The sequence below is a fragment of the Rothia sp. HMSC071F11 genome (assembly GCF_001809115.1).
GTDB classification, from domain to species: Bacteria; Actinomycetota; Actinomycetes; order Actinomycetales; family Micrococcaceae; genus Rothia; species Rothia dentocariosa.
In genome coordinates this window covers 178,717-191,383 of sequence record NZ_KV795741.1, presented here as the reverse complement: position 1 = coordinate 191,383, position 12,667 = coordinate 178,717, and the positions used below count along the sequence as shown (strand labels likewise).

Genomic DNA, 12,667 nt, shown 5'->3' with positions numbered 1-12,667 from the left:
CCCCCCCCCAAAAAAATTCAGCGGATGTGTACGCCGTGCACACAATAGGGTGCGCATCCTCAATACCTGAGGATGCGCACCCGTTTCGCGCAAAGCACTTTGCGAAAGTGTCCCTGCTGGTTATTACATGCCCGGCCTAGTGGGCTGTACCGGGTTTACTGCCGGGACTGCCTTCGGGTCAGGGAGTTTTCCAGGAGACACCGGGACAGCATTACTGGGTATCTCGGGGGAAAGCTGACCGTCATAGGTAACCCGGTAGGTTCCGTCAGCCTCTACCCGGGCTACCGTGTGCCCGTCGGCATAGTTCTTAGTCCAAGAACCATCCGCCGCAACGGTACTGGTACCGTCTTCCCCAACGCTCGTCCAGCCACCGTCGCCGTCGACATGATACCGAGAACCCGTGGTATCAACGTAGTCCCAGGAAGCTTCGCGGTGAATTACGTATTCGCCAGGGGTCAATGCGTTGGGGTTTTTCGTGACATTGTGTTCATCATTCGCAGCATTCGACCCTCCAGAATCGGCCTGTTGCTGCTGGGCACCGCCTTGGGCTCCAGTGCCCTGGTTCGCTTGTGCTCCGCCGTTGGCATCGGCGCCGGTTACACTGCCACTCTGTGCGCCAGTGCCGGAGTTTTGATCCGTCCCGGTGCCGCCTTCAGCACCAGAATTTGCTGCGCCGCCGTTAGCGCTTGAACCGGAGTTCGCGGAAGTTCCACCGCCACTATTCACAGTGCCGGATCCACTGGCGTTAGCTGTCTTGGAGGCTGTTGTTGACGATGAAGACGATGGGGAAGAATTCGAAGCATCATTAGAGCTATTTGAGCCGCAGGCGCTCAAAGCCATAATTCCAGCAACAGCCAGGGATACATATACAGGTACCTTCGTGGTAGTCATAATTCGCATCCTTTCTCCTGATAAATATCAGCTGGTGTTTTAACCGTCGCATAGCTCACATGTATTGTCAGGAATTTTCCAGATTTTGCAAATATTTTTTATAACAGGGTGTAAATAAGTGGATATATTACATAATAAAGAATAGATATGTATTATAAAATTAAAATAAATCTTTCTCCAAGCTTCTTACAATAAGAAATATTAAATATTTTATATATGAACTATATGTGCTTGAATCAGGTCTATCTAGGTATTACCCCGGCTTCGCACCGCAGGAATTGGCGTAAGCCCTGGGGCTTGAGAGTTACTACCCGCATAGGAAGATGCTTGCAAAAGCTAAGACATGTAACATGTAGGGGATATTCGTTTACTATGGAAGGAACCGAGCATGAAGCTTTCTGCCCGTAACCAGCTCACTGGCACCATTGTTGAGATTATCGAAGGCGCTACCAACGGCATTGTAAAGATTGAGATCGCTCCCGGTCTGATTGTTTCTTCCTCGATTACCAACGCCGCTATTGAGGAGCTTGGGCTGCAGGTTGGCAAGCCCGCTACCGCCATTATTAAAGCATCCAACGTCATGGTTGGTGTTGAGGACTAATCCTCTCCCCTATGCGCCCGAGTGCTCCCGGCACCGGGCAACACGAAAGAAGCAAAGCTCGATCCCGGTATAGTTTACGATAACCGTACCGGGATCGAGCTTTTTAGATTTTTATCTTCTAAGATGTGCAGACTAGGCCACAAGCTGGCATTGATAATATGGGTGAAAATCAAACCTAGAATTTACCCCAGTTCACGAGCTCTGAACGGGGCGGCACAATTTCTTTATTGTCCCAGTGCTCCACGATTTTGCCGTCTTTGAGACGGAAAATATCGAAGAGCGCATACTTTTCTCCGGCAATATCGGCTTGGGAATACGCCACCACATAATCGCCTTGAGAAAGTACGTTGAACACAAAATCGTAGTGGACGTTATTGTCACGCAGATAGTTCAGGTATGCACCACTCCCCTGCCCGATGCTCTGGTTATGCTGGATTAGCCCTTCATCGACGTAGCTGTTCAGGCGGTCGTAGTCGCCATTTTGCATAACCTCGGTGAGGAACAGGCGCACCGTTTTCTTGTTGTCTTCGGCGGGCGCGGTGAGGTCTAGCTCAAAGTCGCCGAAGATAGGGTCAGGCTGAGCGCCGTCCACTGGGTAGGCGTCAATCACATCCCAGTGTTCGATAATGCGCCCCTGTTCGTCGGCACGGAAAATATCGGCGGTCACCCACTGCGCCTGCCCATCATTGAGGTTCTGATGCACGTGCAGGAACACGAACTCGCCGTCCTCTAGGGCGCGCACAATCTGGATGTCACGCTTGGGGTTGCGTTTGAAGAAGTCCTCGAAGAATTGTTGGAAGCCTTCTTTGCCGTCGCGCACGCCGGTTGAGTGCTGCGTGTAGCTCTCGCCCATATAGTTGGCGTGTACTTCTGCGATCTCGCCGTCACGGATACCCCGCAGGTACAGGTTACGTGCATTCTCAAGCTGAGCTGACATGGTGTTCTCCTGGGTTGCCTGTGCTGTATTTACCGATGCGCGGTTAGGCGCCTGCATAAGGTGAAGACCGGCCCTGAACCTAACTATCACAGTAGCAGGCGGAACCGGTCGTGGTATCAGGTATTCTATCGGGATTGCTTGCCGATGGGCAATATTCGCGCGGTACCGGTGTGCAGGGGTTTAGTGTTATGACCACCGAACCGGCACCCACCAAGAAATGTATAAACAAAAGGCCCCTCCCATATGAGCTTCACTGAGAGGCTTGGGGTGGGATAACTTGTCAGAAAACCAATTCTTTAGTTTTAGTAAAACTATATAGCAACCTTAACGTAATATTTTAGTATATTAAACCATTAGGGGGAGAAATAAGATAATATCCTCTTAGGTAGTTTCACTCCTACCCACTCACTTTTTACTCTAGTGGATTCATCAACAGTCATGATGATCACTATCGACTTACAAGGAGTCAACATGTACATTAAGCGCATTGAAATGGAAAATATCCGTTGTTTCTCTGATACAACAGAAATTTATCTCTCCCCAGGTCTTAACTACTTTGTCGGCGAAAATAATGCTGGAAAATCAAGCATTATGTTTGCACTAGACTATCTACGTAATGGAACCAGTGATAGCAATAAGATTTATAGCAATAATACTGAAAGTTCTAAAGTAATTGTTGATATCGCTGGTGACGATCTAGAAGAAACACTTGAAACCGGAGATTTTTCTCAATTAAATAAATATCTACACGAGGCCTCATACACAAACAGCGAAGATACAAAATTTAAGATTTTACGTGCACGTCGTCAATCGCATGAAGAGACCATACAGCAAGGCAAAAGAGATATAACGATTACGTCTAGAAAAATTGCATTTTGGAATCCTGAAACTGAACAGTTTGAAAATCCTACTGGAATTGATGCAAAATTCAAAGCATTACTTGATTTAAATTTTATTTATGCCGATGACGCACCCGATACTCATGTGGATATGGGATCTTCGAAGACCTTAGGAAAGTTAATCTCTAATGCTATAACCGATATTCATTCTAAAAACCCCTGGATAAAATTTGCCGAGGCACACCAAGCCCTTTTTGAGAACAAAGGAGAGGGCACAGTTCAGAATGCCCTGAGTGAAATTTCAGATGACCTTTCACAGATTCTAACTACACAGTATGGAGACGCACAAACACGTTTCTCATTCGAGATACCAGAGCCAGTATCTTTACTAAAGTCTGGGCACGTTATGATATCTCGTGGCAGAAATGGAGAAGATGAAACGATCATAGAAAACAAAGGTACTGGCTTGCAGCGGGCTTTTATGCTTGCTCTGTTGCAGGTATATAGCGCAAGGCTAGGACAAAAAGGGCTTAGTGATGACCGAAGAATGATCTTTGGTCTTGATGAACCAGAAACATGGCTCCACCCAAAAGCTCAGCTAAATTTGGCAGAGGCAATACGTAAAATTTCCAACACTCAGCAAGTCTTTCTAATCACCCACTCCCCCTACATGCTTCAAGGATACAACCCAAAAGATTCATGCATGCTAGTGGTTAAACATAATTCTGACTCCCAACGTATCCAAACACACGAAGATTTAAATACCTGCAGGCTACCTTATGTATCTTGGAATGCAATTAACTACTACGCTTTTGGGATTCCCAGCATCGAGTTTATGGACGAGTTATATGGACATTTTCAAACACTTTGCTTACAGAAAAGCCATGCTGGTGAAAAAGAAATTGTAGATCACTTACAGCAGCTGGGTGCAAATAGCTCACTACAATGGAACGATAATCGGAAACCAGGTATAAGTCGCAATATCCCAATATCAGTTTATGTTAGGAATTCAGTGCACCATCCAGAAAATAATCTTAATAAACGATACACTAATGAGCAGCTATCTTTAGCAATTCAAGAACTAGAATCTGCAATTCATACATGGATATCGAAGAAAAAATAGAATTATATCTATTAGGGGTGGGCGACTTATTCAAAATGTTGTAAATAAATCAACCCACCCCTTATCAGCTTCTGTGCAGATAGCGCATTGAGGGTTATTCATGCGGATTTGTTCTAACTTCAAGGACTAAGCCCTACTAAAAAAATACTTGGCAATGCAAACTCAGCGGCCTAGGAATTCAGAGCCCATCACACCTTTATGCCTTGGAAAGCCGAGCGAGTTCTTCACACACAGAAGAAGCAACTAGATTACCTGATGAGGAGTTGTTATGCCCCGTAACCAGTCCGTTAGTCGCTGCCACTGAGCTCCTGTAAGGCCTCTTCCAGCGAATATAGTCCGCCCCGCGTTCTTTTGCTAGCTCTTCAGCATTGTAGGGTACCTTCCGAGACACTAAAGCGAGTTTCTCTTCCTTCCAGGAGGGACCGGTCAGTATTTTGCCGTTCACCAGATAGCTTCCATCACTCAGACGTACATTGAGGATTCCGCAGTACCCGTGCCCCACGGATGCGACGATCGCGCCCCGCTCGTATACACTGGCGATGAGGTTGTGCAGCTCGGAGTTATGCGTGAAGTCGAACATGGCGCCATGCCCACCGGCTAGACATATAGCATCGTAAGTGTTCGGGTCTATAGATCGGATGGGGAGGGTGCTTTTCAGAAGCGCCATACGTTCCGGGTTATTCAGCCAGGAATTTGCGCTCTCATTGCGGAACGGGAATTTCAACGATCGAGGGTCTAAGGGGACGTCTCCCCCACGTGGACTAGCGATGTCCTGCTCGAAACCCCTCTGCTCAAACCTATCCCAAGCGGTCGTCAGCCCAGAAAGCCACAGCCCCGTCGGGTCACCATTATTGTACTGACCCGCATTCGTCACGATGTGCAAGATTCTTTTAGCCATAAGCCTATATTAGCTGGGGTGTGGGCATGTTATGGGGTGGCGCCTGCATGCTGCTCGCAGAACCACGCCCATCTACACTACAGGCTTTATTAGGTATCTTGGAGACACCTGAATGGTGATCTTGCTAAACAGCCCTAAGACCTTTGTTAAAATCAAAACATGGATTACAACTGGGCTCTTGCTGAACTACAATCATTTATTAACCTTACAGAATTGGTTTCCCCTCCGCACACACCTGGGGACGTTTTATATCTCGGTGATGATCGTGTAACTAGAGGTAAAACCGACGAGATCATCAAGATTGCTCAGGTAATCGAACAGATTCTGGATAGAGTTATCCCCACATGGCGAAACTATCTAGAAAAACGAGATAATAGTAGATGGCAGGTACATCGCCAGGCAGCACTTCGCGCTGTGTCTGAGATCGAGCATCGTGAAGAGATCGCTGAGAAACTTGGTGATAACGCCCCTCAGATTAGCGCAGCGGCACTACACCCATGGGTATGGGAATCTGCACGGTCATTATGGCAATCTGGACATTACAGGGCGGCTGTACAAGCAGCAGCAACGAAGCTAAATGCTGAGACTCAAAACAAGGTTGGCCGACGTGACGTCAGCGAGAAAGACCTCTTTTGGCAATGTTACAGCAACGATGACCCCAAACCAGGTAAAGCTCGCCTGCGCCCCGCAAATGATGATGGTGGCAAGACAGCAAGCTCAATTCGTAGGGGTATCGCTAGTCTCGCCGAAGGACTATACGCAGCAATCCGCAACCCTGCAAGTCACGATCCACTTGATGAATTAGAGGAGCATATAGCTCTTGAACAGCTTGCTGTCGTCAGTGTGTTAGCTCGGTTTGTTGATGACAGCGCTGTAATAAAGTGGGATACACATTCGTAAATTATAGAAGGTTTCTTCATGGGAGCTCTCCCAAGCATAACAGTATGCCCGGCCTTCCCCGTAGGGCGTATCCTATTAGAGAGTGTTTCCTTGATGAGCGAGCTAATTTCTGGATCTACGGGTGCCTCCAGCGAAACAGCTCTCTACACACGCTGAACATCGAAATACCCGCACAATACCTGACCACATGCTATGACTAGACAAAGATTTTCAAGTAAAATTGAGGTATGGCACAATGTACAGCACCTATCATAGGACACCGAACCGCAAGTGGCGCAGCGAACTGCCCAGCGTGTGGCGGTAGATCATATGGTTACAGTCCCAATTATCTCCAATACTTGGGAATACCCCAGGCTTCGATTTCAAAAGTCTCATTGTCGAGCACAAGATCTATCTCCGGGTCTACACGCCGTCCCAGATGGTCTCCCCCTTCTTCTACAGCTAGTTATACAGCAGAGGAAGTAAGAGCACTCACCCCGATCCGTGTATCAATCGAACAACGAAGTAATCAAGGTGATCGGTACGATATATTTTTATGCCATGCATGGGATGATCGACGCGAAATCGCTGTTGACCTTAACAAGGCGCTGGAGCAGGCCGGAGTTTCAGTGTGGTTCAGCGAGAAGAATTTGCAATTAGGCACAAACATGATGCGGGAAATTGACCGAGGACTAGCTAAATCGCGTGCAGGAATTGTATTAGTTACAGCTAACTTTATCAAGAGGATTCAGGCTGAAGGAGTAGCTGACAAGGAGCTCTCAGCCTTACTTGCACGCGATCTTCTTGTACCGATAGTGCATGGCATAACCTACGATGATCTTCGTGAAGAAAGTCCACTCCTAGCATCTCGAAGCGGACTAGATACAGCTACAGATACGATGGATCAGATTGCAAACAAAATACGTGAGCTTGTTTCTACGGAAGCATTCGATACTTAACCTTCAAGTATTGCGTCGACCGCTCTACGATCAATGCTCAAAAGGATGGCTCAGAAGAGTGCCCCCATTGTAGCTTCAACACTACCTAGGTGACCAATCATACCAAGACCTCGGTCAACGTCAAACGGTAGTCCTACATCATTCGCCAATTCCTGCGCCCTTTTAATAATTTCTAGTGGTTCCACAGGTAAACAATTAAGGTCGACACGAGCAAGGAGTTTCTTTGTTATTGGCCTCTTCGAATCACGAAACACTAGAGAATTTATCAGTGCGAGACACTCAGGACTATTCAATATAGTGGTTACGATTAGCGCTTCGGTTGGATCATCAAACGGCAACATATAACAAGTATCATCGACAACCACAGGACGATTCTCGATCGGAGTAACGAGTCGGAATACAGGCTCTTTATGCAAGCCGGATATAACTACCTTGTAGGGCGCAAATGTATACGCACCATGCCCGAAAACTGAGAACCGAGGCTGGTTCCTATAAATAGACGATTTACGCCCATCTAAAACTTCAGAATTAGCCATTAAATAGTTCCATAGCTTTGGTGCCGAATATCGTAGATAGGATGTCTCAGCACCAAATTCCATCTGAGGCACAATTACCCATTTATTCAGCTGTTTATGCCTGCCACGGAATATATCCGTACTTTTTAGAAATGGAAAAATATATTCCGGTTCAAGATCCAAAGTAACACCGGACCTGGTTGTAGGCTGCGGGCAAGCAATTAGTTCAAAGACCTTTGAAGCGTCGTGTTTCAGACCTGACCTCCATTCGTATGGAGACTTACCATCAGCTTCACGAACGCAAAGGTACTGATCTACATCAGAAACCAACCGAGAGTCCACAATACCAAAGCGCGCAGAGCTTGTTGCACCTTCATCAAAAATATCGTCAAAAATCTTCACCGTATAGTCGGCTTTGGCGTTTGGGCACATCTTTAATGTGAACCAACATGCATCTACACCAGCACCAAACCAATGCATTGCATCAATTCGATAGATTGCAGCGTCAAAAATCGAGAGCCCTGTCCTAGCAGCATACTCAATGACGTTACGAACAACCTGAGTTTTACAAAGCATACCCAGCGTTAGAGTCTGTCGGGCATTTTCGCGAAGAGCCTTAAGGATAATAAATTCACTTACGTCAAAATTCGACGAGCCAAGAATCGCTTCAAGGCCTTTGGCTCCTTTAAAGTTCTCTTTAGGTGGTAAATTTCGCGAATTCATACGCCTCAACTCCGCTGAAGTTACCCAAGGTGGGTTACCTATTATAAAAAGCGGCGCATCGGTATTTCCCCAAATGGGTGAGGATAGTTCAAGTTCGAAGACATTCCTATGTTGAACCTTACCCCATGCAGATGCTTTTTTTGCATAATCAGGGTTGATTTCAACCCCCATTCGCTCTGATCGAGGGGCAATATCTGCGGCAGCTTGCAGAAAGGATCCAGCTCCACAGGTAGGCTCCAAAATACGTGCGTGAGACGGAAGTTTAAGAGTCTTGAGACACTGTGTAGCTAATACAATTGGAGTCTGAAAGTCACCAAACTCGTTATTTGGCATGAAGATCCTCAACTTCAGGCATAATAGTTTTTGCGGTTGCTGCAGCAATTGCGCGTGCGTATTGTAGCCGCCATTGGAGAGCGTTTGAAATCGTCAAAAAACCCTGCTCTGGCATATTGTACGCAAGTTGTTCAGCCAGCTGACGCCGACTAACTTCATCGAGCGGAATTGCTTTATCCTGTAGAAGCGCATCGAGATCGTCAATTACTGCTTCTACTCCTCCAGGTTGCGACTCAGCACCCTCAATAATTTCTCGAATCATCTTGGTTAGGGTGAAGTCTCCAGTGCGCTCTTTATCGATATATACAACATTCTCAATATCCAGATAAGCAACATGCTCTGCATCTACGTCTCTTTTCGAGTAAACAATCACAAGCAAACTATAACCGAGCCCATATATCTTTTGGGTGGCGGAACGAAAGGGGCAAGATGATTGCGGCTGTTTGATTGAAGTCACTTTAAGGTCGAGGTTCAGTGACGGAAAATCCAGTCCGTTGGCTGCGTTACCTACTTTCAGGTCGTAGCGGGCAAGTAGATGCTCTTTAAACATGGACTCGACTTTTGTACCAACAGCTTTACCATCGGTAATACCATACAGATCAGGAAGTGGTGTCGCCGAGAGTGCCGTTGAAAATTCACGCGCAGCCGTCCTAAAAAGCTCTATCGTCAATGAAGGAAGCGCAGTCTGAGAATCATCATGCTCACTGACGGGTACAACGAGATTCGGGTTACCTTCGGTATTCATCATTTTTTCCTTTCAACAAAATAACTCTCGTGTTTAAACATTAAACCTAAACTCAACCACATCACCATCTGCCATGATGTAGTCTTTGCCTTCCATGCGGACTTTGCCGCGGGCTTTTGCCTCGTTCATGGAGCCTGCCGCATCCAGGTCATCGAAGGAGACAACCTCAGCCTTGATGAAGCCGCGCTCAAAATCGGAGTGGATCACGCCCGCCGCCTGCGGTGCAGTGTCGCCCTTATAGATCGTCCAGGCGCGTGATTCCTTCGGACCAGCCGTCAGATAGGTCTGCAGCCCCAGGGTTGAGAAGCCCACGCGAGCCAGCTTATCCAGGCCCGATTCGTCCTGACCGCTCATTTCCAGCATCTCGCGGGCCTCCTCCTCGGAAAGCTCCACCATGTCAGCCTCAAGTTTCGCATCCAAGAAAACAGCCTCCGCCGGGGCCACCAACTCACGCAGCTGAGCCTGCTTCTCTTCAGAAGCCAGCACACCATCATCCGCGTTAAACACGTAGATGAAAGGCTTGGCGGTCAGCAGGTTCAGCTCCTTCAAATGCGCCATCTCAAGCTTCTCGGCAGCCGCACGTGAGAAAATCGTGTTTCCGTCCTCAAGAATCTTTTGTGCCTGCTTGTAAGTTGCCAGCTGGGCGGCATCGCCCTTCTTAATCTTCACGGCCTTCTCAAGACGCGGAATCGCATTCTCCAAAGTCTGCAAATCCGCCAGAATCAGCTCGGTATTGATAGTCTCCATGTCAGAGGCAGGATCAACCTTACCGTCCACATGAATCACATCCGGGTCATCAAACGCGCGCACCACCTGCGCGATCGCGTGCGCCTCACGAATATTAGCCAGGAACTTATTCCCCAGCCCCTCACCCTCAGAGGCACCCTTCACGATACCCGCAATATCAACGAACGAGACGGTTGCGGGCAGGATACGCTCAGACCCGAAAATCTCGGCGAGCCGGTTCAGGCGGGCATCCGGCAGGTTCACCACACCAATATTCGGCTCAATCGTAGCGAACGGGTAGTTAGCCGCCAGCACCGTGTTGCGGGTGAGCGCGTTGAACAGGGTGGACTTGCCCACGTTAGGAAGACCGACAATGCCGATAGTCAGAGCCACAGAAAATCCTTCATAATGACGACGATAATTCGCCCACACCCCCGAGTGATACCAGGCGCAGGCACAGACAATTAACATTCTACCGCGCGGGCGGTTACTCTGCGCTGAAGGGTGAGGTTCAGATTCCTTCCCCGCCGGATACACGCCCGCCCTACCCCGCTATTTTGGGGTTTATGTTGTATTGGGCAACTTAAATAACCGCAAAATACACAATAACTCGCAAAATAGAACAAAATAGAACACCGCCGAGGCGGCGCATCCAAAAACCATGACACCTGTCATAGGTATGTCATGACAGCACGCACTTATAGCACCCGGTACAAGCTGGTGTACTAGAGGTATGAACACGACAACAGTTATTCAGGCAGAGAATCTGACCCAGGTTTTCCGGGTTCCAGGCGGCACCCTCACTGCCGTCGATAATCTCGACCTCACCATCAGCAAGGGCGAAATCATAGCCCTGCTCGGCCCAAACGGGGCGGGCAAAACCACTCTCATTGATATGATTTTGGGGCTGACCGAACCGGCGCGAGGAACCCTCACCGTGCAAGGTATCTCCCCCAAAAAAGCGGTGCAGCGCGGCGATATTGGGGCTGTTCTGCAAACCGGTGGGCTCCTCAAAGACCTGACCGTGCGGCAAACCCTCGAAATGCTTGCTACGCTCTATCCCACCCGTATCGACATTGATAAGGTGCTTGCCAGCGCAGACCTGACCGAGCTGGCGCATCGCAAAGTCGGCAAATGCTCCGGCGGGCAGCAGCAGCGCATCCGGTTCGCTATCGCCACCATGCATGATCCCAATATCCTCATTCTGGATGAGCCCACCACCGGCATGGACGTTACCGCCCGCCGCACCTTCTGGGAACGCATGGATAAACTCGCCGAAACCGGCAAAACCATTATTTTCGCAACCCATTACCTGGAAGAGGCGCAGAACTTTGCACAGCGCATTGTGCTCATGCGCGACGGCACCATTATTGCCGATGGCACGTCCGAAGAAATCCGTGACCTTACCGGGTACCGGCACGTGAGCTTCCTAGCGGATGCGCCCCTCACCTTTGACGATCTACCGCATCAGCAGGTCGAAATTACCCAGGAAAACGGCAAATACCGCCACCGGCTGAACGTCTCGGATGCCGAAGATTTCGTGCGGCTTCTGCTCAACACGCAGACTGTGAGTGACCTTGAAATCGTCAAACCATCCATGGACGAATCCTTCATGCTCCTCACCTCAGACACCGAATCAGCCGCATCTAGCGCCACAAAGGAGTCCTAGACATGCTACGTTACACACTCTACGAAATTCGCCGGTCGGTATTGTCGCCGTCTTCCGTGTTTTACACGATCATCCTGCCGGTGGGGCTCTATATGCTCTTCGGGGCCCTGCAAGACTACGCAAAGGTCAAAGTCGCAGACGGTAACGCCTCCGCCTATGTCATGATCGGCATGGCACTCTACGGCGCTATCAGCAGCACCGTATCGGTCAGCGGCCTGACCGTGGTCGAAAACGTGGCCGGATGGGGCAGGCAGCTAGCCCTCACCCCCATGAATACCGGTAAATATCTGTTTTCCAAATGCTGTGTGGCGTTCGTTATGGCGGCGGTACCCGTCATAGCAGTGAACATTGCTGCCCGCCTTACCGGAATCGATATGCCGCTGAATCAGCAGATCGCCTGCGCCGCGCTTAGCATACTATGCGCTATGGTCTTCGGGTTCTTCGGGCTGGCCATCGGGCTTCTGGTACCCAGCGAAAGCGCAGTAGGTATTGCCAACGGCGTTTTGGTGGTGTTCTCGTTCTTCGGCACGCTCTTTGCCCCGCTCACCAAAGACCTTATGCCCTACGCCCGGTTCACTCCGCTGTACGGTGCCGCCGAAATCTCCCGCTATCCCTTCACTCAAGGGCTCACGATTATCAACGGCAGCGGCCCCGACTGGAACATGATCGAACCACTCTGGTACGGCGTTGTTAACTTCGCAGCCTGGGGCGCGCTGTTCATTCTGGCGACCATGCTCCTTATGCGGCGAACCACGCGGCGCTAAATCTTCACGACAACGGCTGCTAGGTATTGGGCGCATCCGGTATTCATACCGCCGGATGCGCCCTC

The 12,667-nt window shown here is 49.1% G+C and carries 12 protein-coding genes; 6 read left to right on the top strand and 6 right to left on the bottom strand.

The genetic code is table 11. The features are described 5' to 3' along the window. Positions 1-123: 123 nt before the first annotated feature. Positions 124-891 carry a protein RtoA (Ratio-A) gene (locus tag HMPREF2554_RS03900; protein WP_246825991.1) on the bottom strand — a complete coding sequence of 256 codons (768 nt, stop codon included), beginning with the start codon at positions 889-891 and terminating at the stop codon, positions 124-126. 388 nt (positions 892-1,279) lie between these two features. Between HMPREF2554_RS03900 and HMPREF2554_RS03895 the strand changes: the two genes are divergently transcribed. Beyond that, complete coding sequence (locus HMPREF2554_RS03895; protein WP_048751923.1) at positions 1,280-1,492, top strand: TOBE domain-containing protein; 213 nt, start codon at positions 1,280-1,282, stop codon at positions 1,490-1,492. A gap of 175 nt (positions 1,493-1,667) precedes the next feature. Here the strand turns inward: HMPREF2554_RS03895 and HMPREF2554_RS03890 are convergent, their stop codons facing one another. Beyond that, complete coding sequence (locus tag HMPREF2554_RS03890) at positions 1,668-2,429, bottom strand: nuclear transport factor 2 family protein (protein ID WP_070554083.1); 762 nt, start codon at positions 2,427-2,429, stop codon at positions 1,668-1,670. 471 nt (positions 2,430-2,900) lie between these two features. On the opposite strand from HMPREF2554_RS03890, the gene HMPREF2554_RS03885 reads away from it, so the two are divergent. Further along, positions 2,901-4,391, top strand: a complete 1,491-nt coding sequence (locus HMPREF2554_RS03885; protein WP_070554079.1) for an ATP-dependent nuclease — start codon at positions 2,901-2,903, stop codon at positions 4,389-4,391. Between the two features lie 196 nt (positions 4,392-4,587). On the opposite strand, the gene HMPREF2554_RS03880 is transcribed toward HMPREF2554_RS03885, so the two are convergent. Continuing rightward, positions 4,588-5,289: a type 1 glutamine amidotransferase domain-containing protein gene (locus tag HMPREF2554_RS03880; protein ID WP_070554078.1), complete on the bottom strand. Its 702-nt coding sequence runs from the start codon at positions 5,287-5,289 to the stop codon at positions 4,588-4,590. A 159-nt stretch (positions 5,290-5,448) separates the two neighbouring features. On the opposite strand from HMPREF2554_RS03880, the gene HMPREF2554_RS03875 reads away from it, so the two are divergent. Together HMPREF2554_RS03875 and HMPREF2554_RS03870 are read left to right on the top strand one after the other, a co-directional pair. Beyond that, positions 5,449-6,189, top strand: a complete 741-nt coding sequence (locus tag HMPREF2554_RS03875; protein WP_070554077.1) for a TIGR02391 family protein — start codon at positions 5,449-5,451, stop codon at positions 6,187-6,189. A 227-nt stretch (positions 6,190-6,416) separates the two neighbouring features. Beyond that, positions 6,417-7,127: a toll/interleukin-1 receptor domain-containing protein gene (locus HMPREF2554_RS03870; protein ID WP_070554074.1), complete on the top strand. Its 711-nt coding sequence runs from the start codon at positions 6,417-6,419 to the stop codon at positions 7,125-7,127. Positions 7,128-7,177: 50 nt separating this feature from the next. On the opposite strand, the gene HMPREF2554_RS03865 is transcribed toward HMPREF2554_RS03870, so the two are convergent. The 3 genes from HMPREF2554_RS03865 to ychF are packed head-to-tail and all read right to left on the bottom strand — an operon-like array spanning position 7,178 to position 10,562. Beyond that, entirely contained in the window at positions 7,178-8,698 is a 1,521-nt protein-coding gene (locus tag HMPREF2554_RS03865) for a hypothetical protein (protein ID WP_070554071.1), read from the bottom strand. Next, positions 8,688-9,443 carry a type II restriction-modification system restriction endonuclease gene (locus HMPREF2554_RS03860; RefSeq protein ID WP_210396010.1) on the bottom strand — a complete coding sequence of 252 codons (756 nt, stop codon included), beginning with the start codon at positions 9,441-9,443 and terminating at the stop codon, positions 8,688-8,690. The genes HMPREF2554_RS03865 and HMPREF2554_RS03860 overlap by 11 nt, the downstream gene beginning before the upstream one ends. Before the next feature lie 33 nt (positions 9,444-9,476). Further along, entirely contained in the window at positions 9,477-10,562 is a 1,086-nt protein-coding gene (ychF, locus tag HMPREF2554_RS03855) for a redox-regulated ATPase YchF (protein ID WP_070554069.1), read from the bottom strand. Between the two features lie 340 nt (positions 10,563-10,902). Here ychF and HMPREF2554_RS03850 point away from each other — a divergent pair, with 340 nt between their 5' ends. Both HMPREF2554_RS03850 and HMPREF2554_RS03845 read left to right on the top strand, forming a co-directional pair. After that, positions 10,903-11,838: an ABC transporter ATP-binding protein gene (locus HMPREF2554_RS03850; RefSeq protein WP_070554066.1), complete on the top strand. Its 936-nt coding sequence runs from the start codon at positions 10,903-10,905 to the stop codon at positions 11,836-11,838. A gap of 2 nt (positions 11,839-11,840) precedes the next feature. After that, positions 11,841-12,602 carry an ABC transporter permease gene (locus HMPREF2554_RS03845; RefSeq protein WP_070554064.1) on the top strand — a complete coding sequence of 254 codons (762 nt, stop codon included), beginning with the start codon at positions 11,841-11,843 and terminating at the stop codon, positions 12,600-12,602. Positions 12,603-12,667: the final 65 nt, after the last annotated feature.